The following is a 25605-nucleotide window of genomic DNA, read 5'->3' on the forward strand; positions in this document are numbered from 1 at the left end:
GGCTGCCGGGCTCTCATAATCATTAAGTAATCATCAATCTTCGTACTGCTGGTAGCTGTCGATAGTGACCGCCAACTGTGCATGCATGAAGTCACCGTCATGTGGCCACAAAAAAGCGGTCCATGGCGTCAGCGCAAGCGGGTTGATGACGTAGGTGTTATCAATCACCTCGTAATTGATATCGAAGCTCACACCCGCGATAGAGTTTGAGGACGTTTCTGTCCACTCAGCAGCCGCACTGCAGGCCGATTCGCCATCATTGCAAGCGTTAACGTAAAAAGTGAAAACGTCTTCAGTGTTAATGATCGCACCAAGTGACTCCGTCACCGTGCCAGCGTTCGCCTGATAGAAGCGATAGTACTGTGTCTGACGATCGCTTTCGTCATAGTAGGTATAAATGTTTTCGGTGTAGATAAAATCATCACCACCTTGCTCAGTCACCTGTTCGCCGTACTCTATGCCAACACAGTTAGCAATCGAGCTATCTACTGAGCCTGCATTGCCTAAATTAGTGTAGTCCAGGCCATACGTTGAGGTCAGTTGCTCAGCATCTTCAAAGCTGGTGCTGTCACTGACTTTGACGCCCTCGAGTGTCAGCGTCGTACTTTCACCCACAGGCGTGGTGACGCGGCTACCTTCTGCCGACAGCGACCGGTTATTGGTGGCAAACGTCACAGTCAGGTCCGTCAGCGTCATTGCAGTGACACCGGATTCATCCATATCACCAGTTTCAGTCAGCGTCGCCTCGTAACCGGTTTCGGTCGCTGTCAGTTCAAAGTCTTTGCGCCACTCGCTGTCACATCGGGTGAGCTCGTAAATGCCCTGCTCGTTCGCAGTGACTTTTACAAACTCACGGGTCATACCCGCATAGGCGTATGGATTCATGCTGTCTTCAGCGTTCGGGATACTGGAGTTTTCTTCCGTCACAATCATCCAGATGCCCTCTGGTGATTCCGCGCTCAGGCTGCGATCAACTAGCGGCAGACCAGTAAACCCCTGAGGAAAACACCCCGCCAGCGAAAGAGAAAGACCAGCAACGGCCGCAGGTGCCAGAGCAGGTTTAATGAGCTTGAGCATGGATAACTCCATTTAATTTGTTATTCGAGTCGGACACCAGAATACCTGATAAACGCCTGTCTATTATCTCAAAAGGTGCAAAGTGGCCTCATCTGCCCCATACCCGCAAGACAAAATACGCCACTAGCGACAAAGCGGCTGTCAGAATCCATTGGCTCGATCCGTCTGCCTTCGCTATCGTAGGCTGTTAATCAGTTACAAACTCTGCAAGGATGCACAGATGAATACGATTCCTGACTGGCAAGCGCCACTTAAACGTACCTTCGGCTTTGATCAGCTACGCGAAGGCCAGCAACCCGTTGTTGAGGCCATACTGGCCGGGCGATCTGCTGCGGCAATTTTCCCAACGGGTTCAGGTAAGTCCCTCTGCTATCAGCTACCCGCCCTGCTGCTTCCGAACCTGACCTTAGTGGTGTCGCCGCTGTTGGCACTGATGCAGGATCAGGTGGCTTTTCTGCGCAGCAAAGGCGTTGCCGCTGCCAGCCTCGACTCCACTCTCAGCCGAGAAGAATTGACTTCAGTACAACAAGGCGTTCGCAGCGGTGAAATAAAGATTCTTTTTATCTCAGTGGAGCGTTTAAAAAATGAGCGCTTTCGCGAATTTATCCGGGGCGTTGCTATCTCTTTACTGGTCGTCGATGAAGCGCACTGTATTTCTGAATGGGGGCACAACTTCCGCCCGGATTACCTGAAACTGCCTCAATGGCGTCGCGAATTTAATATCCCGCAATCTTTGCTCTTAACAGCAACGGCGACACAGCCCGTCGTAGAAGACATGCGCCGACATTTTGATATCGTAGAGCAGGATGTCATCAGTACCGGTTTCTATCGGCCAAACCTTCGATTATTAGTTCAGCCTACGCCAGTACATGAACGCATAAACAAATGTGCTCAATGGTTAAATCACCGGATCAAAAAAGGCGAACCTTTCGGCAGTATTATTTACGTTACACAGCAAAACACCGCCGACGAAGTCGCCAGCCAGTTAAAGCAGATGGTATCCGTGCCGGTGGAGTCCTATCATGCAGGCCTTGCCAGCGAGACACGTCAGGAGATTCAGCAGCGTTTTATGTCAGGGGCGACGCCCTGCATCGTGGCGACCATTGCCTTTGGTATGGGCATCGACAAAAGCAATATCCGTCAGGTACTGCATTATGACTTACCAAAATCGATAGAAAACTACAGTCAGGAAATCGGCCGCGCCGGGCGTGACCGGAATCCCTCCGACTGTGTATTGCTCGCCGATTTAAGTGGTTTAACCATACTTGAAAATTTCACCTACGGCGATACGCCAACCCTCGGGGCGATTAAGCGTTTACTCACCACCATCAGCACAGATACCGCTGTAAACAGTAATGGCTCTGGCCGTTGGGAAACCATGATGCAGCCACTGTCGAACCAGACGGATATCCGCCCACTGCCATTAAAAACCTTACTCGTACATTTAGAAATGGCCGGGCGAATCACTCCGCTCTACAGCTACTATGCCGAATACCGTTTTAAGCCAGAATCCGAAAGCGCCCTGCTCGCTCAGTTCAGTGGCGAGCGACAGACGTTTATTCAGACGCTGTTAAATCACAGTAAAAAAGGTCGCACCTGGTACAGCCTGGATATGGATGCACTAATTCAGAGCCTTGGACCGGATGCGCGCTCGCGTGCAGTGAAAGCCTTAGAATATTGTGCTGAGCAGCAATGGTTAACGCTCGAAATAAAGCAGATGACCGAGGTGTATGAGGTAAAGCCTTGGCAAGTATCCGAGACCGACGCCATTGCCGATGAACTGCACCAGAGCTTTATGGCTCATCAGAACAGTGATATTCAACGCCTGCACAATATGGTGAGCCTGTTTCAATCACAGCAGTGTCTCAGCCGGCAACTGGCTGTGTATTTTAACGATCACTCAATGACGCAGGACTGCGGACACTGTTCCGTCTGTATAGGTAAATGGCAGTCATGGCCTCAGAACAGTGTGGCTTCTGCACCAGATGCTTCTGTTATTAAGGGGATGCTGTCTGAGTTTAATCAAGCGTATCAAACGATGTTTAATCAGCTGCCCGAGCCTGAAACCCAGACCCGTTTTTTAAGTGGTATGGCGAGCCCGTGGCTAACCAAAGTGAAAGCGAAGAAACTTGCGAATTACGCAGAACTTGAGCAAGTGCCGTATGCGGATGTTTTAAAAACTCTGACTTAATTTGAAAAAATTAAGGCTTCTTCCCGGCATTATCCGCAATGCGGCGAATCACCCGTGATGCTGCGACAAAACCAAAAGTACCCGTCACCATAGTCGCGGAGCCAAAACCGCTATTGCAGTCGAGGCGGGTGCTTTCGCCAGCAAAAGCTTTGGTCTGACACACAGTGCCGTCGCTGTTTGGGTACACCAGCTGTTCGGTTGAAAAGACACAAGGCACAGAATAGTTACGCGATGCGTTACGCGAAAAACCGTATTCACGACGTAGCAAAGAGCGTACTTTACGCGCAAGAGGATCATTGAAGGTTTTATTCAGATCACCGACCTGAATCTGCGTCGGGTCCGTCTGACCACCAGCCGCCCCCGTGGTAACGATACGAATCTTGCGACGCTTACAGAAGGCAATCAGCGCGGCTTTATTCTTTACACTATCGATGCAATCGATCACGTAATCCATATCCGGCGTGATCTGCTCCTCGAGGTTTGAGGCCGTCACAAACGCCATACGAGCATCGACATCGATCTCAGGGTTAATGTCTTTTAAACGCTCAGCCACCGCTTCGCACTTGAGCTTACCGACCGAACTGGTCATGGCGTGAATCTGTCGATTGGTGTTGGTAACGCAAATGTCGTCCATATCGATCAGAGTGACCTTGCCAACACCCGAACGCGCCAGAGCCTCAGCTGCCCAACTACCGACACCACCAATGCCTATCACGCAGACGTGCGCATCGTGCAGGCGTTGCAAGCCGTCTGCACCGTATAAACGGCCAATACCGCCGAAACGGTCGAGGTAGGATGGACTCATCGAAGAAGACATTATGGAACTCAGAGATCAAAAACGTGGGAAGATTATATCAGCTTAACTGCCGACTCTCTTCTTCCCTGAGCGTCAGTACTTCGAACCCTTCGGCCGTTACGGCAATAGATTCGTAGGTCCTCGCTCTAACAGATGGGATCAATCTTCGGATGGAACAAAAGCAAAATCGTTCTTTCCGTCTTTCTTTACCCGGTACATGGCGGCATCTGCGGCTTTAAGCAATGATTCGAGATCCTCCCCATCGTCAGGGAAGTTAGCAATGCCGATACTGGCGCTGACCCGGGCCTGGGCGCCCTCAACCGATATTGGCTCTTTCAGGCAATCCAGAATACGCTGGGCCATTCCTTCAGAATCTGCTCTCGAGCTGGCGTGAGACAGCAGTACATACTCGTCTCCACCAATCCGGGCCAGCAGGTCGCTCTCACAAATAACCTCCTGTAAGCGTCTGGCCACTTCACGCAACACCTCATCACCGGCACTGTGGCTGAAGTTGTCGTTGATTGCTTTGAAGCCATCCAGATCAATAAACATCAGCCAGAGTGGCTGTTTATCAAGGGCGGCATGAGCGAGTTCAGCGTCGGCGGCCTCCTGCATGTAGTGCAGGCTATGTACACCCGTAAGAGCATCCTTCATCGCAATATCATGCAGCCTCGAGCGCGCTGACTCGACCTCTTCCAGCGCCTCATACAATTCGGTGAAATCATACTCGACCACCAGAAACAGGAAATCCCCGTTCAATGGATGGCGGGTACGGCGAATATCCAGGCTATGGCGGCGCGGCCCATTGGCGGTTTGCATGATGTAGTCCCAGCGGCCTTCTTCTCCAGCCTGCACCCGCTTAAGACAATCCCGCCCCTCGGCTGGATCAGCAAAGCGGGCAACGAAAGGAGAGATATCTGCTGCTAAAGACTGGCTATGGATATAGTTATAAGCATCGGTTGCCGCAGGGTTTTCTACCACGGGTGTACCATCCAGGGTGAAGGTAGTTGCAGGCACCCGCGTATAGCGCATCGCCTCCATCAAGAGCAGATTTTCGGGCTGCTCCCCCATGTTCACCTGTTCATTGATGTAGGCAATGATGCCTCGATGTCGGTCTGGCCCCAAGAGCACTGCCCGGTGCATCATCAACAACGTCTTAGGTTTACCGTTCGGATAGGTTGTCCAGGGGTCAACGGTAAGGCCTTCGCGCACCGCGAGCTCAAAGGTTTGCAACGTACGGTCACGCGCGCCCTGAGTATCACCTGACAGATCTTTGTCGATCAGTGCTTGCACCGAATCCAGCCCCCAGAAGGCAACCGCTGCTGAGTTGCCCCACCACCAACCGTGCTTATCGATATCGAACACCCAAACAACGTTGGGTATCAGTTCGTAAAGCTTAAATTCTTCAATGGTCTCGATATGAACCAGATGACCATACTGACTGAGATTTACCACGGTTGAGCAACGACCTCGGCGACGCTGAAAAATGCTTTCCTGCACTAGTTCAGACTCACAAGTCCAATGTGAGATGGATTGTAGATAACACGTACGTTCAACTATAGCAGGAGTCTATCTGACTGCTACTGACTCAGACCTGACTACAGTTTTCAGTGGCCCAGATTGCCTAACTCAATTCCGCACACTTGCTTGAAAAGATGGCGCCCCTACAAATTCACCAACTGAATCCTTGGCCCGTCATCCAGCAACTGCCGGTACAACTGATCGACGATCTGAGGGTTACGGACGTCTTCGAGAGAAATTCGCCCCATCATCTGCATAATCAGCTGGTTTATCCCACCCCAGCCGTCTGAGAGATTACAGGTATCGGTGATATCGCAGACATGATGGTCCTGAGAGCACTCCGTCAGAGCAATCGGGCCTTCGAAGGCTTCAACTACATCGCGAACGCTGATCTGTGCAGGTGACCGGGCGATGCGATAACCGCCTTTGGCACCACGACGGGCGTTCACAAGTCCGCTATCGACCAGTGCCTTCATCACTTTGCGTACGGTCGGAACGTTGAGACCAGTGGTCGATGAAATGTCATCCACCGACTGCTGAACCGCGCCCTGCGCCGCCAAGTGATTAAGCACCACGATTCCGTAATCTGTGAGTTTGCCGATTCTGAGCATCTGTCTTTCCTGTGGATCAGGCCGCCGTGTTTTTCTTAGAACCCGATTGAGAATCATTGTCGATTCGTCAGCATTCATGGGCTTTGATACAATCCTGACACAAAGCATACCAACTTGGTATTCTTTCTGTACAGACAGAGAGTACCTGAGTAAAATACTCAGTTATTGGCGTCAGTTCTGGTAGACTGCGCTCGATAATGATGTACCCGATGCACCTATGATGCGATGCGAGAGAAGTAGCTATGGCCACCAACGCTGAAATTGAAAGCCAGATCAAAGCCCGTGAATACAAAGCCGGCTTCGTCACTAACATTGAGTCCGAGACCCTGCCACCAGGGCTGGATGAAGATGTGGTGCGCTTTATTTCAGCTAAAAAAGGCGAACCCGAGTGGCTGACTGAGTGGCGCTTAAAAGCCTACCGCGAATGGCTGACCATGGAAGAGCCTGATTGGGCGCACCTAGGTTACCCTGAAATCGATTATCAGGGCGTGTCTTACTACTCTGCGCCTAAGAGCATGGAAGACAAACCAAAATCGCTTGATGAAGTCGACCCAGAGCTGCTGGAAACCTACAACAAGTTGGGTATCCCACTGCACGAGCAAATGGCACTTGCGGGCGTTGCCGTTGATGCCGTGTTCGACTCAGTATCCGTCGCGACTACATTCCGCGAAAAGCTGGAAGAAGCTGGCGTTATCTTTATGCCGATTTCAGAAGCCGTTCACGAGTACCCAGAGCTGATCAAGAAGTACATGGGCTCTGTTGTACCTCAGCGCGATAACTTCTTTGCAGCACTGAACTGCGCCGTGTTCTCCGATGGTTCCTTTGTGTATATCCCGAAAGGGGTTCGCTGCCCGATGGAACTGTCTACGTATTTCCGTATCAACGAAGCCATGACCGGCCAGTTTGAGCGTACTTTAATTGTCGCCGATGAAGGTTCGTACGTCAGTTACCTCGAAGGCTGTACTGCACCGATGCGTGATGAAAACCAGCTGCACGCAGCCGTTGTAGAGCTGGTCGCTCTTGATGGTGCTGAAATTAAGTACAGCACAGTACAGAACTGGTACCCAGGCGATGAAAACGGCAAAGGCGGTATCTACAACTTCGTGACCAAGCGTGCGGTTGCTCATACCAACGCTAAAGTCAGCTGGACTCAGGTTGAAACCGGTTCTGCCGTCACCTGGAAGTACCCAAGCTGTGTACTGAAAGGTGACAACAGCATTGGCGAATTTTATTCCGTTGCCCTGACCAATAATTGTCAGCAAGCCGACACCGGCACCAAGATGATTCACATGGGTAAGAACACTAAGTCGACCATTATTTCGAAAGGTATTTCTGCGGGTAAAAGTCAGAATGCTTATCGCGGCTTAGTGCGAATGGGTCCAATGGCGGAAGGTGCGCGTAACTTCACTCAGTGCGATTCTCTGCTCTTAGGCGATAAGTGTGGTGCTCATACCTTCCCATATATTGAGAGCAAGCACCCAAGTGCTGTAGTAGAACACGAAGCAACGACATCGACCGTAAGCGATGATCAGTTGTTCCTGTGTCAGCAGCGCGGCATCGATACCGAGAAAGCGGTATCCATGATTGTTAACGGGTTCTGTAAAGAAGTATTTAAAGAGTTGCCGATGGAGTTTGCCGTAGAGGCCGGAAAGCTGCTGGAGATATCGTTAGAGGGATCAGTCGGATAACTCCGGTTTTCAGGCAAACAAAACAGACCGGCAGGTCGCGGTAAATACGTCCCTGTACGCTCGGCCGCGCCATCCATGGCGCAGACGCCTGCCTCACCTGTTTTGTCCGCCACACCCAGTTACACTTCAGGTTACCGACCTGTAGGAGCCGTTCAAACCGCGAAGCGCGTTTAATGGCGAAAAAATTAATTTGATGACACTAACCGTCTGCCACCAGACAAAAGGTTAAAGAAATGATCGAGATTAAAGACCTCAAGGCCAGCGTTGAAGAAAAAGAAATTCTCAAAGGCCTGAACCTGAACATCGGCCCGGGTGAAGTACACGCCATTATGGGTCCGAACGGTGCCGGTAAAAGTACCCTGGGTAACGTACTGGCGGGTCGTGAAGGCTACGAAGTGACTGGTGGTTCCGCCACTCTGAACGGCAAGGATATTCTCGATCTTGATCCTGAAGAGCGCGCACGCGAAGGTCTGTTTCTGGCATTCCAGTATCCGGTTGAAATTCCGGGTGTTTCTAACCTCGAATTCCTGAAAGCCTCTGTTGATGCAGTACGTGAGCAGCAAGGCAAGCCTGCGCTGGATTCTGTTCAGTTTTTAAAACTTGCTCGTGAAAAATGCAAAGCCGTCAACCTCGATCAGAGCTTCCTCAAGCGTGGCGTTAACGAAGGTTTTTCTGGTGGTGAGAAAAAGCGTAACGAGCTGATGCAGATGATGCTGCTGGAACCAAGCCTGTGCATCCTCGATGAAACCGACTCCGGTCTGGATATCGATGCCCTACAGGTGGTCGCTGATGGTGTGAACGAAATGCGCGATGCTAACCGCAGCTTTATCGTAGTTACCCACTACCAGCGTCTGCTCGACTATATCGTGCCAGACTATGTTCACGTTCTGGCGAATGGCCGCATCGTGAAATCCGGCGGTAAAGAACTGGCGCTGGAGCTGGAAGAAAAAGGCTACGGCTGGCTGGAAAACGGTAACGAAAACGGAGCTGAGTGATATGGCCGCTGAATTTATTGCCCAGCAGCTTGAACTTGCAAAAGGCATCAGCCCACTGGCATGGCTCGAATCAACAAATGAGCGCGGCCAACAGGCCTTCGCTGAAGCCACTGTGCCTACACGTAAAACCGAAGACTGGAAATACACCTCACTGTATAACCTGACTGAAACCGGCTTTGCCAATAGCGCTCCGCACGCTCAGGCGCATGCACCGGTAGTTCCGGGTCTTCAGGCTAATCGCCTTGTAGTTGCTAACGGCGAGCTCGATACTGCCGCATCAGACGCTGCTGCACTCGAACTTGTGGTTCGTTTCCGTGACGCTCGCCCGGAACAGCAGGAAGCTATTCGTGAACTATTAGGCAATGTAAAAGGTGAACGTGGACATTTGTTTGCCGACCTCAATGACGCCAGCATTAACGATGGCTTGTTTGTTCTGGTCGAGAAGAACCAACGCCTGGAGCACCCACTGCACATTGTTTACGCCAACACCGCAGGCGATGCACCTTTTACCGTTAATACCCGTTTATTGATCGCTCTCGAGCTGGGTTCTGAAGCGACTGTCATCGAGCACTACGCAGGTGATGATACTGCTGATGGTAAGCAGAATAATTTCACCAACGCAGTGACTGAAATCCGCGTTGGCGATAACGCAAAACTGGTGCATTACCGCCTACAACTGATGGCAGAGTCTACGTTTCATATTGGTGGCACTTTTATCGATCTTCAGCGTGATGCACGTTACGAAGGTTTTCACTTAGGTCTGGGTTCTGCCCTCACCCGCAATGACATTATCGTGAACCATAATGTTGGCGGTTCGCACTGCGAAATGAACGGTGTCTATGTTCCGCAGAACAAACAGGTCATTGATTTTCATACCTGCGTTGAGCACAAAGCAGCGCACTGTACGACCGACGAAGTGTTCCGCGGCATTATGAATGATAAAGCCAAAGCAACTTTTAACGGCCGTATTCATATTCATCCGGATGCCCAGAAAACGCTGGCTGAACTGAGCAACAAAAACCTGCTGCTGACAAACACCGCCGAGATCAACACCAAGCCTGAGCTTGAGATCTACGCTGATGACGTTCAGTGTGCACACGGTGCCACCGTCGCTCAGCTTGAAGAAAAAGCCCGCTTCTATCTGCAAAGCCGTGGTATCAGCGCCGCCGATGCTGAAGTGATGCTGAGCTTTGGTTTTATCAATGAACTGCTGAATGGTCTGAACGATGAAGCGCTGGGCCTTTGGCTACGCCCTCAGTTGGCAAAACGCTTTGGTCGAGATGACGATCTGTCCGCTCAACTCTCTGGAGAGCTGTAAGAATGACTCAGGCGCTGATTAACGACATCCGTGCACAATTCCCGGCACTTCATCAGGAAGTGAACGGCAAGCCGCTGGTTTACCTCGATAACGGCGCGACCACTCAAAAGCCGCAATGCGTTATTGATGCGCTGAGTGATTATTATCGCCTGAATAATTCGAATGTTCACCGTGGCGCTCACACTCTGAGTGATCGCGCTACGCAACAGTTTGAAGACGCACGCAAAACCCTGCAGGCGTTTCTAAACGCGAACAAGTCAGAAGAAGTCGTCTGGACCCGTGGCACAACCGAGTCGATTAATCTGGTTGCTGCGACCTGGGGCCGTCAGAACATCAAGGCCGGTGACGAAATTCTCGTGTCAGGCATGGAGCACCACTCGAACATCGTTCCGTGGCAGATGCTGTGTGAGCAGACAGGTGCAACACTTCGTCCTATTCCGGTAAAAGATAATGGCGAGTTGGATATGGAAGCGTTTACTTCCATGCTCAACGATAAGGTAAAACTAGTGGGCGTTGTTCATGTGTCCAACGCATTAGGCACGATTAATCCCGTCGCTGACATTATTAAGATGTCTCACGATGTAGGTGCCAAAGTACTGGTTGATGGTGCCCAGGCCGTTGCCCACTGGGATGTCGATGTGCAGGCACTCGATGTCGACTTCTACGCCTTCTCTGGTCATAAGCTGTTCGGCCCGACTGGTATCGGTGTGCTGTACGGCAAAGAAGAACTGCTGAATGCCATGCCGCCTTATCAAGGCGGAGGTGAAATGATTGAGCACTGCTCTTTCGATGGTACAACCTACAATGTTCTGCCCTTTAAATTTGAAGCAGGCACCCCCAACATTGCTGGGGCCATCGGTTTGGCTGCCGCGGTTAGTTATCTGAATGGCGTGGACCGTGCAGCACTTGAGCAACACGAGAATGCGCTGCTCGTACGTGCCAACGAACTGGCCGACGAGATTGGCGGTATCCGTAAAATCGGTACTGCACCACATAAAGCGAGCGTATTCAGCTTCCTGTTGGATGGTGCACACCCTGCTGACGTCGGGACTCTGCTCGACCAGCAAGGCATTGCCGTTCGCACTGGCCATCACTGTGCGATGCCATTGATGAACCAGTTTAAGGTGCCGGGTACAGTTCGTGCCTCGTTCAGTTTTTATAACACCATGGACGATGTTGAGCGCCTGTTTGCTGGCCTTGAAAAAGCCAGAATGTTTTTACTCTAAGGTGATCCGGCTATGAATATTGAGACTTATGATCCAAATGCTAAAGCAGAAGTCTCCATGACGGAGGCAGCGATTGCACACGTGCGTAAGCAGCTGAGCAAAAACCCAGACATGAAAGGTATTCGCCTTGCAGTCAAAAAGAGTGGCTGTTCAGGCTTTAAATATGATGTCGAATTCGTTGATGATGAAAAGTCAGAAGACGATGCGATTCAGGTAGCCGACGACGTGACCCTTTACGTTGCAGCAGACGCCCGTGCCTATGTCCGTGGCACGGTGATCGACTTCACCAAAGAAGGCCTGAACAGCACCATTACCTTCAATAACCCGAATGCCAAAGACCTGTGTGGCTGCGGTGAAAGTTTCAGCGTCTGAGGCTCAGTTGAGCTGCCCTGCTTAAACGGCTTGAGCCTCCAGCCGGTTAAGCAGTTTCTTACACCGTGACGCCATCTCTTCTTTTTCAAGCGCCTGTAGCGCTTCATGCATCAACGAATAGGCTTTAATCAATAGCTGATTATCTGAGCAGTCCTGATGCATACCATTCACCAGTCGAATTACGGCCGGGTAATCCCCAAATGAAGCGTAATCCTGTGCGAGAGTGAATCGCACTTCGTGGCTTGTCGGTTTGAAGTCAGAAATCACGCTGCGGGTCTGGTTATAAATTCGCTTAAGCTGGGCCTGGTGTCCTTTATGTAGCTTGTAAGCCATGTAATCGTTAGCAAACTCAGGCAGGTCTTCTTTGTTTCTGGTAGCCGTTAAAAATTCGAAATATTCATCATTGAACGACAGGTCTTGTCCATGACGATCCAGTGTTTTCTTGTACAAGCGATTGACGCCCTCATAGTCGCCTTCCTTGGTCAGAACACTGATCTTCGCCCGGCTACGCTCTACTTCGCTACGATATATCGGAGCATCCCCCGTCTGTGCTCGCGCGTAAAAACCAAGCTTTTCCTGATACTGGAAAACCACGTAGCCGAGAAGGTGAAAGATAACCACCATATAGAAATTAGAAATGACTGACTGAAGAATCATGCTCGCCCACTCGAATCCAGAGAAGACCATGTAAGAAAGCAAACCCACAGACGAACTCATCAATAAAAGAAGGCCAATCAGAATACCGTACGGTAAACCAACAGCACTGACAATACGTAATATATTCTGTGGCGCAAACGAAGCCAGTACGCGATCGGTTAACGCAAAATTAATCAGAAAGGCGGGAATACTGAGCACAACCAAGGCGCCAAGTAGCCCGGTAATCCCTGCACCCAAATAATGGTATGAGCCGATCCCACCTGCGGTAATCAGGATAATCAAACCAATCATTTTGAAAATAATCACGATGCCACCCGAGAAGGCTTCGCTCAGGTCGGGCGGAGACATATTTCCCGCAGCCGTCTCTTCCAGGCATTGAAAGCTGTACTTGGTGAGAATACCCGCCGAGATCAACCCTGCCACAGCACCTACGATAGGCACAAAGAACAGAACACCGCTGATAGCAGACAGTACAACTATCAGAGTCATAACCGGTACAGTGAGCGGATACCGGAAGGTTTCAGAGAGTCGTTCCCAGAAGGGTTCAGCCGTGTACGCTGATCCCAGTGACTCGAGCGTCGCGCCACATTTGCAGCAGTAGCGGTCCTCCCCCCTTTCAGACTCCTGGGTGCAGGTATCACATACCCGACTGTCGCAATGAGTACAGTACCAGGTGGCGGCTTCGGTAGGATGATATTTGCAATACTTCATTTATGCCCCCATCGCCAGTTGTTCAGCAACGCTGACATAATATTGTTGCTTGTCTGCCCGATTCTGACGGCTGTGTGCTTTGGCCAGACTGATCGCCACCCGGCTTAATTCAGATGATTTTGCGTTGCGCTTTTTCAATAGAGAAAAGATCTCTTCTGAGAAACTGAGATCCTCTAAGTGAGAGAAATTTGAGCCACAGATCGCCAACGTTTCTGAATCAATATGCTTAAGGTAAGGCCGGATATCTGCCCATATATCGCGTTGGCGGATTAATTCTTCGTCTGAGGTATCTTCGTAGCGCAGAACTTTTTTCAGGCTCGCAAGCCAGGTCTTATTTCTGCGTAATTTAAGCAGGTTGTACTGAAGTAGCAGTAATTCAAACTCCTCACCATAGGTCGCAATTGCCTGCTCTATACGATGCTGAGCAGTATCAAAGCGATACTTCTCAATGGCAGCGTATATCTCCGCAAGTTGCTGACGATAAGGTTCGGTATCATCTTCAGGCGTTTCGATGTATTCGAATTTAAGTAACTCAGGGCGAATCAGAGCCAGCGCCCCAACAGACAATGCACCAGCAACAAAACCACCAGCATGAGCCATAAAGGCGACGTTACTGTCAGGGTCTGAATAAAAGCTGATCAGCTCTTTGCCGATATACACCGGCAGAAGAATCATCGCTGGTGCCCGGAAGTAACCAACGATCAAATAGAACCAATAAAAGAAGCGAATAGTCTGCCATCGATAAATAATCAGATACATTGCCATTACCGCCGACAATGAGCCCGAAGCACCGACCAAAGGTTGTTCTGAAGTGAAATCCACCGCTGCATGTGAAATACCAGCCACAATACCGCCGAGCAGATACAGCCCAAGAAAAGACAGGTGCCCGAGAACGGCTTCAACGACAAAGCCACAAATCATCAGAAACATCATGTTCCCCATCAGGTGCATAAAATCACCGTGGAGAAACTGATACATGAAAAGGTCAATCACCGAGAGGTCGTTCGGCTTCACACCAAAACGCACACTACTGATACTGTCTATCTGCTCATTGATCTCAGAGCGGCGATCAACCCACTCGTAATAAAAGCTCGGGTAAAACAACGAGGGGCCGTTCGCTTCAAGGTATTTATAGAACCCCCTGTCTGTCACAACCGCAGTTGCGACCGGAAAAATCATGTCGTCTTCATGATATGCCCGCAGCTCTTCGAGGTGCTCAATGTCGCCCTGTTGTTCCAGATAAGTCTGGTAGTGTGGCCATTCATCTTCAAGGTACCCCGACTCGTTGTACGCAGTAATTGCCTTGATATAACGTTCGGTATCGCCGCTCTGATAGAGAAAAAATACGAGGATATTCAGAAGGATGATACCGATCAGAACAATCGGCGGGTGACTCCAGTTCAGGCGCCGCTCAACGGGAAGGATAATCATGTAGTAGCTGTCCTTGTCGCTCGTGGCAGGGCTCCAGCCCACCACCCTGTAAACTCTGCCAGCTTAAACTGCTTCCCCTCGTCGGACAACTCTACAAACTCAGTTCCCGTGTGCTAACTGAGTGAATAAAGTATCGCCAATCCTGTTAGAATACGCGTTTTATCCAGATCACAGGTTGAATCCATGTCTATTGAACGTCGAATGGTGGTTGCCAACGATAATTGTCCTGCTCGCATGGTGCCGTCCGGCACGCCGACGACAATCAGCGCCGGTACCTTCGTCACCATCAATCAGGCATTGGGTGGTAATTATACGGTGACGGTGAACGGCAATATGATGCGCGTCGATGGTACAGATGCGGCTGCGCTTGGGCTTGAGTCTGAGAGCATCACCTTCGATGACCCAGGTGACGGTCAGGTTCACAAAGAACAGATTGAGCAGGCTCTTCGCACCATCTTCGATCCTGAAATTCCGATCAACCTTCTCGATCTCGGGCTGATCTACGGTATCGATATCGAGGGTACCGACGTCAATATCCGCATGACACTGACAGCCCCTACCTGCGGTATGGGGCCCGTTCTGGTTTCTGATGTGAAATACCGTGTCGCAAAAGTTCCTAATGTCGCTTCTGTCAATGTTGAACTGGTCTTTGACCCGCCCTGGAGCCGCGACATGATGACCGAAGAAGCCCAACTTGAGGCCGGACTCTTCTTCTGACTCTCTGACCAGTCGTTCGCGGTAAACTGGCTATTTCAACAATGGCCGGATATGATGTTACCAGTTTGGCAACATTGCCGATGCATTAGTAATAATAAAAATAAAATAGCAATAAAAAGTGGCCGTCTGGCCCAGGCGAGCAATGAACGACTTGTATTTTACGGCGCTGACCGAGGCCTTGCATGAGGCTGAGATCTGCACGCCGACCCTAGTACTGGATAAGGAACGTCTGGATAGAAATATTGACCACCTTATCGACGTACTGAATAAAGGGTTCGACTATCGCCTTGTCACTAAGTCGTTACCCTCAATTCCACTGCTTCAGTACATTATGCGGCGCACTGGCAGTCAAAGACTGATGTGCTTCCATCTACCCTTTCTGCTGCAAATCGTGAATCAGATTCCGTCTGCCGACATTCTGATGGGAAAACCCCTTCCCATTCGCGCAGCACGCCATTTCTATAACTGGCATAAAAAGCAAACCAGCAGTATGTGCTTCTCTCCGGATCTTCAACTGCAGTGGCTGATAGATAGCCCTCGCCGGTTAGCTCAATACGGCCAGTTTGCCCGGGAGAACAATCTGACCATCAGGGTCAGCCTGGAAATCGACGTAGGTATGCATCGGGGTGGCTTCCGGAGCAGCAGTGAATTCACCGAAGCTTTACGGATAATTCAGAACTCAGACCACCTGATACTGACCGGCTTAATGGGCTACGAGGCTCATATCCCACACATTCCAGCTATTCTCGGTGGCGCCCGGCGTGCGTTTGCAGATGCCCGGGGGCGATATAGCAACTTTCTTCAGGCGGTAGAAACAGAGTTGGGAAACGATGCCCTCAAAGACCTGACGCTCAATACTGGCGGCAGCTCAACCTACACCATGTATACCGACAACAGCTTTGTATCAGAGATCGCGGCTGGCTCTGCATTGGTTAAACCCAAGAACTACGATGTTGATACCCTGGAGCATCATATTGCCGCAGCCTACATAGCCGCGCCTGTTCTGAAGAAGGTAGATCGCCCAGAGATTCCTCTATCACCTGCTGTGTCGGCAGTTCTCCGCTGGACTGGCTTCCTTCCATCTCAAGGGGCTTTTATCTACGGCGGTAACTGGCTTGCAAAACCTGTCTACCCAAGGGAAACGGAACAGGTTCGTCTTCATGGCCGGTCCAGTAATCAGGAACTGTATGGGTTTCCGAAGGATACGAAGATCGAAGAAGATGACTATATTTTCCTGAGACCGACACAAAGCGAGTCGGTGTTTCGTCAGTTTGGCCATATCGCCATCTATGAAAACGGTAAGATTACCGATTGGTGGTCGGTATTTCAGGAAGAGCACAACGAAGGGAACTCCGCCGACTCACTGCTTGAGTCGGCTCAGAAGCGAAGCTATCGCCTATAATTCGAACCGCTCGGCCTGATCCTGTAATGTCCGGGCCAGAGCGCGCTGCTCTTCTGCGGTTTTACGCATGAAATTACCTGTTGCAGCGGTATGACGCGATATATTGAAGATATTTCTCGTGCGCGTCGATACCTCTCCATTGGTCTGCACCTGCTCTTCAGCGGCGGCGGCGATCTGGTCTGACATATCCCGAATACCAGCCACTGCATCACGGATCATCGACAACTCCTGACTGAGCGTACCGGACAGTGACACGGCTCCTGTAACAACATCTTTTGAGCCCTCAACGGCTTTAAACGCTTCCTGAGTCTGCGACTGGAACTGACTGACGATTTGCTCAATCTCATACGTCGATTCCTGTGTTCTCTGAGCCAGGCTGCGGACCTCATCAGCAACAACAGCGAAACCACGCCCCTGCTCGCCCGCCCTTGCAGCTTCGATAGCTGCGTTAAGTGCCAGTAGATTAGTTTGCTCTGCAATCGCCTTGATCACACTCAACACGCTGCCGATAGACTCACTACGACCGTGCAATTCGCGAATCACACCCGCGACCGAAGTCATCGTTTCATCCAGACTGGCGATCTTGCCAACACTCTCTTGGACAACACCGACGCTTTTCCCGATCGTCGTATCGGCAGAATCAGTCTGCTCAGACATATTGTGAATATTCACCGCAATATCCCGAGCTGCGATCTCAAGCTGGCCGACGGACTCGACAACAGATTCAGTCTCTGTCTGTTGCTGTTTCATACCTTTGGTACTTAGTGAGATCGTCGCGTGGTTCTGAATAGCGATCAAAGACAGTTGTTTCGATGTGCTGTCGATTGAATGGATCATATCCGCAATCTGTGCCTGCATGCTGTTAAAGGCTCTCGCTGCCTCGCCGAGTTCATCATCCGTATGAATCATAGCCGGCACATCAAGTTGCAGGTTGTCTGAAACCCGCTTCAACCCCTGCACGACTTCCCTGATCTGGTTAACCAGCATTGCGACGACGAGCCAAACCAGCAAAATCGATACCGCAATAACAGCAACTGCGATAGTCAGCATACCTACAAATTCACTCTGAGCCAGAGTACCACCTGCTTTTGCGTTGCTGATGAGCGCGGCTGACAGGGTATCTTCGACCTCTTTCAATTTATTAATACGCGCTGTTGACGCTGCAAACCAATCAGCTGCCTTCACCCCAAAACCACCGGTGCCAGACTGCCTGTGGGCGATATCACGATACTTCTGGACTGCAACAACTTCTGCACTGACATTGAACCGCTCCCACAATGTCGCCCCATCATCATCAGTGAAAGCGGCAAACTCACGAAAGTGACTCTCTTGTTCAGCAACCAGGTGCACAAAGCGTGAGTACAGAGCACCATTAAACTGATCTGCACCAAATGCGTTACTAAGCACCGCTCTCTCGATACCCGCTCGCTCTTTGCCCTGGAGGAATGAATAATAAGCGGAGAGATCAAGCGTAGCCTTTGCATCCTCCGAATAATGCGCAGCTTGCGCAGGTACACTCAGAAGATGTGCAATGGTGCCGGTGTAGAACTTAAGTACCTCACCGAGCTCGACCGATTGGTCTGTGACAGATTTTCTTACGGAAGCCAGGCGTTCCAGGCGTTTTTCCGCCGCCTTAATCTCTTGCTGAACCCCTGGATAATCTTTCAACGAATGGTCACGAATATAGGCTTCCCAATCGGCCCGGCGGGCATCCACGAGCTGACGCTGCTTAACAATCGCCTGTGCGAAGGAACTCCCGCCACTCCCAAGATAACCCGCAGACATGCCCCGCTCTTTTTGCATTTCATGTGCAAGATTACTATTGAGCTGAGTCAAGGTTACAAGCACTTCGATGTGACTGAAGCTTGCAATTCGCGCACTCATCGACTGCAATAAACGAACATCAGTCAACACCAGAGCAGCCAATAGCGGCACGATTAATAACATCAGTTTTGCACGAATGCTCAAGCTCTTGATCAGCGACATAAGCAAGACTCCTCTTTGGCTATAAGCGTAGACCGCCCCCAAAGCTCTGCAAGCCGAGATTCATCCAATAAAAGCACTGTGAACAATCACCCCTGTCAGGTTGGCCCAGCAAAGCACAGCACCTGCTGAACGAGCCTGCCCATTCTGGTATCATCCGCACCGATTTAAGACATGAATAAGGGATACTCCGTGCTGACGATTTACGGTATCAAAAACTGCGACACCATGAAGAAAGCTCTTAAGTGGCTGGCTGACGCAGGTATCGACTACCACTTTCATGACTACAAAAAAGAAGGAGTCCCGGCGGACAAGCTGGATACATGGCTCGATGAACTAGGCTGGGAAGCGGTGATCAACCGTCGCGGAACAACCTGGCGAAAGCTTGATGAAAGCACCCGTGAAGCGATGGATAACACCACGGCGAAAGCAGTCATACTCGACAACCCTTCAATCATAAAGCGCCCACTTCTTGATACTGGCAGTGAGCTTGTGCTTGGCTTCAAAGCAGACGACTACGAAGCCCGCCTGAAATAACAACATTTAAACGACTACTTGAGGAATACTCATGACCACATTCGCAATCGCCATTGGTGTTGGTACCCACAACAGTAAAGGTGAATGGCTCGAGGTTTACTACCAGAAGCCTCTGCTGAATCCAGCTGACGGCATCGTTGAAGCTGCTCGCTCCGCACTGGGCTACACCGGTGGCAACGAAGCAATCAGCGTGAATTCTGACCAGCTAAGCACTTTTGCATCTGCCGTTGAAGGCGCCGATAGCGAGCAAGCTAAACTCGCGCGCGCATGCACTGAAAGCAAGCGTCCAGTGGTTGTGACCATTCTGGAGTCTGACGATCAGGCATCATCCACCCCGGAAGTTTACCTGAAGCTCCACCTGCTCTCTCACCGTCTGGTTAAGCCACATGGCGTCAATCTAGCGGGAATCTTCGGTCTGCTGCCAAACGTTGCCTGGACTAACAAAGGCGCTATCGACCTGAATGAGCTGGCTGATGCTCAGCTGCAGGCTCGACTCGATGGTGAACTGCTGTCAGTAAACAGTATAGATAAGTTCCCACGCATGACCGATTACGTGGTGCCTGCCGGCGTACGCATTGCGCACACTGCTCGCGTTCGTCTTGGTGCCTACATCGGTGAAGGCACGACCATCATGCACGAAGGTTTCGTTAACTTTAATGCGGGCACCATGGGTGTTTCTATGGTTGAAGGTCGTATCTCTGCGGGCGTCGTTGTTGGTGACGGCTCTGATCTGGGCGGCGGCTGCTCTACGATGGGTACTCTGTCTGGTGGTGGTAACATCATTATTTCTGTTGGCGAGAAGTGCCTGTTGGGTGCCAACGCCGGTATCGGTATCCCTCTGGGTGATCGCTGCACTGTCGAAGCAGGCCTGTACGTGACCGCTGGCACCAAGATTCAGGTACTCGACGATCAGAAGAACATCGTTGAAACCGTTAAAGGACGTGACCTGGCGGGTAAGTCAGACCTGCTGTTCCGTCGTGACTCTATTACAGGCGCCGTTCAGTGCGTGACCAATAAGAGCGCTATCGCTCTGAATGAAGAGCTTCACGCGAACAACTGATACCGTTCAAGCTCCACTTGTCCGGGCAGGCCTGCCCGGACAACCTTCTTACCCTGCATTTTTAGCCCAAACGTAATCAGCGTTACTGCAATGTAATCACTGAACGTATATTTTGTGTATTTGCACGAAATCGCCTTTCGTTACCTATTTTACTGACTAACCTATAAATACCAGCCAGCGAGAAACCATTCCAAACGCGGTTGGAAACACCACGTCAATAAGATGTAGAGAATAGGCACAGCCGGCGAAAATAAAAATAACAGCCGCTGAATAACGAAAAGTAAGCCTGTCGATCACCACTAAGCCCTGCTCTCTCCCCGGAGGCAGGGCTTTTTCCTTTCTACTGGCTGCAACTGGTATCATGGTATTGCAACCTGATGTGATGACTATGAATAAAGACAAACGTATCGAAATCTTTACCCGGCTCAGAAACGAGAATCCGAATCCGGAAACTGAACTGGAGTACACCTCTCCCTATGAATTGCTTGTTGCCGTGACCCTGTCGGCACAAGCTACCGACGTAAGCGTAAACAAAGCGACACGGAAGTTGTTTCCCGTGGCAAATACGCCCGCCCAGATTCTAGCTCTCGGTGAAGAAGGCCTGAAGGAATACATCAAAACCATCGGTCTGTTTAACAGCAAAGCGAAGAATGTCGTCAAAATGGCCGAGCTCCTGCTTGAGCGCCATGGAGGTGACGTTCCTCAAACGCGCGACGAACTCGTGGCTCTGCCCGGTGTCGGACGAAAGACAGCCAATGTCGTACTGAACACGGCCTTCCGACAGCCAGCTATGGCCGTCGATACCCATATTTTCCGGGTATCGAACCGCACTAAGATTGCTCCCGGTAAGAATGTGGATGAAGTTGAAGCGAGACTGATGCGACTGGTCCCGAAAGAGTTTCTGATGGATGCTCATCACTGGTTGATTCTTCATGGGCGATACACCTGCGTTGCACGCAAACCGAAGTGCGGGTCTTGCATCATCGAAGATCTGTGTGAATTCAAACAGAAGACGTCTGACTGACACTAGCACCCCTACCAGATGCAGCCCAGTCAGAGATAACCCGGATAAAGGAGAGAGATAATGAGAATACTGCACACTATGCTGCGCGTAGGCGACCTCGATCGCTCGATCAGCTTCTATACCGAAGTAATGGGTATGCAGCTGCTGCGAAAGAGCGACAACGAGCAGTACCGCTACACCCTGGCGTTCGTGGGCTACCAACCGGAGAAAGAAGGCGCTGTTCTTGAGCTGACCTACAACTGGGACGAATCAGAGTACGATCTGGGCACAGGTTACGGTCATATCGCAATAGAAGTCGATGATGCAGCAGATACCTGTGAAGCCATCCGCAACGCCGGTGGTACCGTGACCCGTGAAGCGGGCCCCGTCAAAGGTGGCAGCACGGTCATTGCCTTTGTGCAGGACCCGGACGGCTACAAAATCGAGCTGATTGAAAAGAAACAGCCTATCCCCATTGAGCTTTGATTCTGGCGGGTAACCAGCCAATCCCGCCCGACTGAACTGACACCCTGAGCAAAAATCAGGCAGCCTTTCAGGCCACTGCTACACTGAATGCAAGTCAGTATGAGGTAGTAGCAATGTTCAACCACTTATCTATTAAGGCTAAGCACAACCTGATCGTCGCCGTGACGCTCGTGGGGCTCATCGTGCTTGGCCTGATCACCAGTATGCAACTCTCCTCAATTGAGCACCTCGGAGAGGTACGCCAGGACATCTCTGATGTGGAGAAAGGTGTGCTCACACTCAGGCGCCATGAGAAGGACTTTTTAGCACGGCTCGATCCTGCCTACCTTGATAAGCACGCCAGCACTGCGTCATCTCTGACAGAGAGCCTCAACAAACTGAAGGCTGACATGCAGACTCAGGGTATGAATGTTTCCGGCGTCGACGGCCTACAACAATCAGTAAATGATTACGTCGCATCATTTAATGCCTTAGCGGCACTGAGAACAGAAGCAGGACTGACCCCCAAAACAGGGCTCTATGGTAGCCTGCGCGATGCGGCGCATCAGGTTGAAGAGTCATTGAAAGAAGGAAACGACTACGAGCTGCTCTACCAGATGTTGATGCTCCGGCGCCACGAGAAAGACTTCATGCTGCGTCTGGATGCCAAGTACATCGATCGCTTTACTGACCGCGTTAATGACACTATCCCCATGCTGAGAGAGCGTGGTTTTAATGCATCGGTTCCACTTATGGAGAAGTACAGAAAGGACTTCTTATCGCTGGCCGATAAACTGAAAGAAATTGGACTCAGTGCTGACTCAGGTGTGTCTGGAGAAATGCGTCAGTCTGTCAGTGCGTCCGAGGATAGCCTGGACGCAATGGCTACGGCGACCAATAATGAAGCGAGCCAGCTGCTCAGCACGACCTATCAGGCACTGTTTATTACCTTTGCCCTGATCATCGCCGTTATATTCGCCATTACTAAGCTGATCTCAAACAGCATCTGCAAACCGGTGATCAGCATCACTGAGCGCATTCAGCATATATCGAAAGACCTGGATCTATCGCAGACTGTCACCCATGGTTCAACTGATGAACTGGGGCAGATGTCGACCTCGTTCAATCACCTTATCACCAGTCTCCGTGAAACCATTAACCAGGTGTTACGTTCGTCCAGCACGGTGGACGAAGCCGCTATGGCACTCCGATCAATCACAACCTCCCTTAATACCGTGACTGACGAGCAGGAGCAGGAGCTACAGAGTGCAGTAACCTGCATCGACGAAATGTCTCAGACAGTGCATCAGGTAGCACGTAATGCATCAGATGCTGCTGATGCTGTTACGTCAGTGGGTAAGGACATCAGCAAGGGTAAGAAGATTGCGGATGAGGCACGGGATGCTATCCAAAGTCTGAGCAAGGACATCACAAACACTTCCGCTGCTGCCCAACAACTCCAGAAAGACAGCGAGAGCATTGCAGAAATTCTTGGTGTCATTAACGGAATTGCCGAACAGACAAACCTGCTTGCACTCAACGCTGCGATTGAAGCCGCCCGCGCCGGTGAACAAGGCCGGGGCTTTGCCGTGGTAGCTGATGAGGTGCGTACGCTTGCCAGCCGTACCCAGGAATCTACCGAATCGATCCGCAGTACGCTTGAGCAGTTCCGCTCTGGGACAACACAAGTCGTCGACACAGTGGAACGGTCACAGGCTCAGTCTACCTTTGGCATTGAAAAAACGACCGAATCAGCGGCCATTCTGGATCGCATTTCAGAAGTGATGCTCAGTATCAATGATGTAAATACTCAGGTAGCCACAGCGGCAGAACAGCAGAGTCAGGTCGCGGCTGAAATCAGCCAGAATATTCACAAAATCAATGGTCTGACACAGCAGTGCAGTGAAGAAGCATCAAAAGCAGAACACGAAGGGAATGTGCTCAGTGGACTTTCAAAAGAGCTGGCGCAGAAAATCAGTCGCTTTACGCTCTAGAGATTTGTAGTCCTTTGCACCGGCGGCCTTCGATATCTGCCAGACATGAGTGATATCAGAAGGCCGCAGAACATAGTCTCAGTCGCGAATCATACGACGTAGCGTTTCATCCCGACGGATAAAGTGGTGGTAAAGCGCACCTAATATATGCAGAGCAATGAGAGCCATCAGTACTTTTGAAACAATACCGTGGGTCAAGCCTGCAATTTCATTGATCTGTTCATTTTCTGCGATCAGGGTGGGGATTTCCCAACCAAACATAGCCACGGGATAGCCTGCAGACTGACTCATCAGGATACCGCTCACAGGCATCAACAACATTGAAAGATAAAGCAAACCTTTCACCGCGCCAGCTACCATTTGTGTACTCTTCGGCACACCACTCACAGGTCTGACCGGATTAATAATCCGCAACGGAATACGCAAGAAAAAGAGAAGCAGCGCAAGAACACCCACTGACTTATGCAAGTCCATCAATTCAAACTTCTCTGGGCCATTGGCCATATTCTCAAGCAGTGTCCCCACGACCAGCAGGCCAATGATGATAATCGCCATCAACCAGTGAATCATTTTGGTTGCCGGACTGTAGTACTTTCCACCTTTACGCATTATTAATTCTTTCCTGTTTTTAATTTTGGCCAGCGGCTGGCAATCTCTCATAAGGCGATATCTTGTCATCGTCGCGAGAGTCTGACAATGTCATCAGGCTTACTTTCTTCAAGCTCACTCTGTGTCAGATGATGGGATAAACCACCTGATCGTGATATCCCGTGATCACCGTCTGGGTTCCCGCCCAACGACGGTCAAGTTCTACGTCACCACTATCAATTACGAGCGGCCGTCCCTCGAGCCCCACCAGTTTTGTCTTGGTCGTTACAACGTAAAAGTGATCTTTTCCAAGAGCTGTAAGAATACGTGGGCTGAATTGCTGATTTCCGCGACCGAAAATATGGCCCTGCCCACCCATGACACTGACAACCGCGTAGGCTTCTTCGTATTCCTGCAATAGCGCCCAAATACCTGACTCGCTCAGGTCACTGGCAATGACCTGCTCATCCACCACCGCATCAACGCCTAGTAGCGTCGATTCAAGGTGAAGATCATCAAGAATTGCCTGGGTCGTTTTACCGGAGCCAAAAAGGTACAGTGCTCCCGGCTCCATCTCTTCGATGACATGCGCTGCAATATCGGCCAGCACCAGTTCTTCTGACTCGGTACCGCCCTGTTTTACCGACTGCACAAAATGCCCGCTCTGAACGACACGCATTTCACCATATTGCCGCGCCCGAACCTGATCTTGGCGAAATGCATCCTCATCAAGGTCTCTGACCTCTGCGTCACGGATATCGACTAATTGTCCTTTAACCAGTCGCTGCAGCACTTCGCCACTCGCACTCGGCGATATTCCGTATACACCAGAATGAATTTTTACGCCCGCAGGAATCCCCAGAACCGGTACGCGGTCGCCAATCACACCATAGATATCGCGGGCAGTACCATCACCTCCCGCGAATACCAGAACGTCCGGCTTCGCCTCAGCAATGTGTCTGGCAGCAGTGATGGTGTCGGCCGCAGTAGATGGCACTGCAGGCTCGAAATCGATCAGGTGATACTGGAAGTTCATTTCATCCAGTAATGTCTGTCCCATCTCTCCCGGGCATGACAGAAACTGAATCTGACCGGCATAAGGAAGTAGTAGTTCTAATGCGACTCGGGCACGAATACAGGCCCGCTGAGTTGCACCGCGACGGAATGCCTCTTCGACGATTTCCGGGCCGTCACTGCCCTTAAGGCCCACAGCCCCGCCAATGCCGGCAAATGGATTGATGATAAGTCCGAGCGTCAACATA

Annotated in this window: 22 protein-coding genes and 1 pseudogene; 13 read left to right on the forward strand and 10 right to left on the reverse strand. The window is 50.8% G+C overall.

Annotation, left to right across the window (positions count from 1 at the left end):
- Positions 1-33 precede the first annotated feature (33 nt).
- On the reverse strand, positions 34-1077 hold the full coding sequence (locus tag AC5E51_RS02340; protein ID WP_301377541.1) for a hypothetical protein: 1044 nt from the start codon (positions 1075-1077) through the stop codon (positions 34-36).
- 220 nt (positions 1078-1297) lie between these two features.
- Between AC5E51_RS02340 and AC5E51_RS02345 the strand changes: the two genes are divergently transcribed.
- Positions 1298-3268, forward strand: a complete 1971-nt coding sequence (locus AC5E51_RS02345; RefSeq protein ID WP_301377543.1) for a RecQ family ATP-dependent DNA helicase — start codon at positions 1298-1300, stop codon at positions 3266-3268.
- A gap of 10 nt (positions 3269-3278) precedes the next feature.
- Here AC5E51_RS02345 and tcdA read toward each other — a convergent pair whose 3' ends face one another.
- The 3 genes from tcdA to AC5E51_RS02360 form a co-directional block, all read right to left on the reverse strand.
- Positions 3279-4085 carry a tRNA cyclic N6-threonylcarbamoyladenosine(37) synthase TcdA gene (gene tcdA / locus AC5E51_RS02350; RefSeq protein WP_491778043.1) on the reverse strand — a complete coding sequence of 269 codons (807 nt, stop codon included), beginning with the start codon at positions 4083-4085 and terminating at the stop codon, positions 3279-3281.
- Positions 4086-4223: 138 nt separating this feature from the next.
- Positions 4224-5564 (reverse strand): diguanylate cyclase, encoded by a 1341-nt coding sequence (locus AC5E51_RS02355; RefSeq protein WP_491778044.1) that lies wholly within the window; start codon positions 5562-5564, stop codon positions 4224-4226.
- 164 nt (positions 5565-5728) lie between these two features.
- Entirely contained in the window at positions 5729-6196 is a 468-nt protein-coding gene (locus AC5E51_RS02360; RefSeq protein ID WP_297532218.1) for an SUF system Fe-S cluster assembly regulator, read from the reverse strand.
- A gap of 242 nt (positions 6197-6438) precedes the next feature.
- Between AC5E51_RS02360 and sufB the strand changes: the two genes are divergently transcribed.
- The 5 genes from sufB to AC5E51_RS02385 all read left to right on the forward strand — a co-directional run bounded on the left by sufB (position 6439) and on the right by AC5E51_RS02385 (position 11795).
- Positions 6439-7884 carry a Fe-S cluster assembly protein SufB gene (gene sufB, locus AC5E51_RS02365; protein WP_068441262.1) on the forward strand — a complete coding sequence of 482 codons (1446 nt, stop codon included), beginning with the start codon at positions 6439-6441 and terminating at the stop codon, positions 7882-7884.
- Between the two features lie 233 nt (positions 7885-8117).
- Positions 8118-8879: a Fe-S cluster assembly ATPase SufC gene (gene sufC / locus AC5E51_RS02370; protein WP_491778045.1), complete on the forward strand. Its 762-nt coding sequence runs from the start codon at positions 8118-8120 to the stop codon at positions 8877-8879.
- 1 nt (position 8880) lies between these two features.
- Positions 8881-10197: a Fe-S cluster assembly protein SufD gene (gene sufD, locus AC5E51_RS02375; protein WP_491778046.1), complete on the forward strand. Its 1317-nt coding sequence runs from the start codon at positions 8881-8883 to the stop codon at positions 10195-10197.
- 2 nt (positions 10198-10199) lie between these two features.
- Entirely contained in the window at positions 10200-11423 is a 1224-nt protein-coding gene (locus tag AC5E51_RS02380) for an aminotransferase class V-fold PLP-dependent enzyme (RefSeq protein ID WP_068441271.1), read from the forward strand.
- Between the two features lie 12 nt (positions 11424-11435).
- Positions 11436-11795 (forward strand): HesB/IscA family protein, encoded by a 360-nt coding sequence (locus AC5E51_RS02385; RefSeq protein WP_068434652.1) that lies wholly within the window; start codon positions 11436-11438, stop codon positions 11793-11795.
- 21 nt (positions 11796-11816) lie between these two features.
- Here the strand turns inward: AC5E51_RS02385 and AC5E51_RS02390 are convergent, their stop codons facing one another.
- The 3 genes and pseudogenes from AC5E51_RS02390 to AC5E51_RS02400 form a co-directional block, all read right to left on the reverse strand.
- Positions 11817-12941, reverse strand: coding sequence for a DUF4013 domain-containing protein (locus tag AC5E51_RS02390; protein ID WP_491778065.1), 1125 nt, complete (start codon positions 12939-12941; stop codon positions 11817-11819).
- A 147-nt stretch (positions 12942-13088) separates the two neighbouring features.
- Positions 13089-13163 (reverse strand): annotated as a pseudogene (locus AC5E51_RS02395) (B-box zinc finger protein); the annotation flags it as partial.
- Complete coding sequence (locus tag AC5E51_RS02400; protein WP_491778047.1) at positions 13164-14594, reverse strand: rhomboid family intramembrane serine protease; 1431 nt, start codon at positions 14592-14594, stop codon at positions 13164-13166. It lies immediately after the preceding pseudogene.
- A gap of 183 nt (positions 14595-14777) precedes the next feature.
- On the opposite strand from AC5E51_RS02400, the gene sufT reads away from it, so the two are divergent.
- Positions 14778-15311, forward strand: coding sequence for a putative Fe-S cluster assembly protein SufT (sufT, locus tag AC5E51_RS02405; RefSeq protein WP_068441277.1), 534 nt, complete (start codon positions 14778-14780; stop codon positions 15309-15311).
- A 142-nt stretch (positions 15312-15453) separates the two neighbouring features.
- The gene (locus AC5E51_RS02410) at positions 15454-16713 is read left to right on the forward strand and encodes an alanine racemase (RefSeq protein ID WP_301377551.1); all 1260 of its coding nucleotides are present in this window, start codon (positions 15454-15456) and stop codon (positions 16711-16713) included.
- Here the strand turns inward: AC5E51_RS02410 and AC5E51_RS02415 are convergent.
- Positions 16708-18699 carry a methyl-accepting chemotaxis protein gene (locus AC5E51_RS02415; RefSeq protein ID WP_301377553.1) on the reverse strand — a complete coding sequence of 664 codons (1992 nt, stop codon included), beginning with the start codon at positions 18697-18699 and terminating at the stop codon, positions 16708-16710. The two genes, AC5E51_RS02410 and AC5E51_RS02415, sit on opposite strands and share 6 nt — an antisense overlap.
- Positions 18700-18888: 189 nt before the next feature.
- Here AC5E51_RS02415 and AC5E51_RS02420 point away from each other — a divergent pair, with 189 nt between their 5' ends.
- From AC5E51_RS02420 to AC5E51_RS02440, 5 genes are all read left to right on the forward strand, one after another.
- Positions 18889-19233, forward strand: coding sequence for an ArsC family reductase (locus tag AC5E51_RS02420; protein WP_301391465.1), 345 nt, complete (start codon positions 18889-18891; stop codon positions 19231-19233).
- A 31-nt stretch (positions 19234-19264) separates the two neighbouring features.
- Positions 19265-20293, forward strand: a complete 1029-nt coding sequence (dapD, locus tag AC5E51_RS02425) for a 2,3,4,5-tetrahydropyridine-2,6-dicarboxylate N-succinyltransferase (RefSeq protein WP_301377557.1) — start codon at positions 19265-19267, stop codon at positions 20291-20293.
- 388 nt (positions 20294-20681) lie between these two features.
- Positions 20682-21317, forward strand: a complete 636-nt coding sequence (gene nth, locus AC5E51_RS02430; RefSeq protein ID WP_273091768.1) for an endonuclease III — start codon at positions 20682-20684, stop codon at positions 21315-21317.
- Positions 21318-21377: 60 nt separating this feature from the next.
- Positions 21378-21782, forward strand: coding sequence for a lactoylglutathione lyase (gene gloA, locus AC5E51_RS02435; protein WP_301388619.1), 405 nt, complete (start codon positions 21378-21380; stop codon positions 21780-21782).
- A 113-nt stretch (positions 21783-21895) separates the two neighbouring features.
- Complete coding sequence (locus AC5E51_RS02440; RefSeq protein WP_491778048.1) at positions 21896-23755, forward strand: methyl-accepting chemotaxis protein; 1860 nt, start codon at positions 21896-21898, stop codon at positions 23753-23755.
- Positions 23756-23833: 78 nt separating this feature from the next.
- On the opposite strand, the gene AC5E51_RS02445 is transcribed toward AC5E51_RS02440, so the two are convergent.
- Both AC5E51_RS02445 and AC5E51_RS02450 read right to left on the reverse strand, forming a co-directional pair.
- Positions 23834-24364 carry a cytochrome b gene (locus AC5E51_RS02445; protein ID WP_297532247.1) on the reverse strand — a complete coding sequence of 177 codons (531 nt, stop codon included), beginning with the start codon at positions 24362-24364 and terminating at the stop codon, positions 23834-23836.
- 124 nt (positions 24365-24488) lie between these two features.
- The gene (locus AC5E51_RS02450) at positions 24489-25604 is read right to left on the reverse strand and encodes an ATP-NAD kinase family protein (protein WP_491778049.1); all 1116 of its coding nucleotides are present in this window, start codon (positions 25602-25604) and stop codon (positions 24489-24491) included.
- Position 25605 lies beyond the last annotated feature (1 nt).

It is taken from the genome of Thalassolituus sp. (assembly GCF_984348125.1).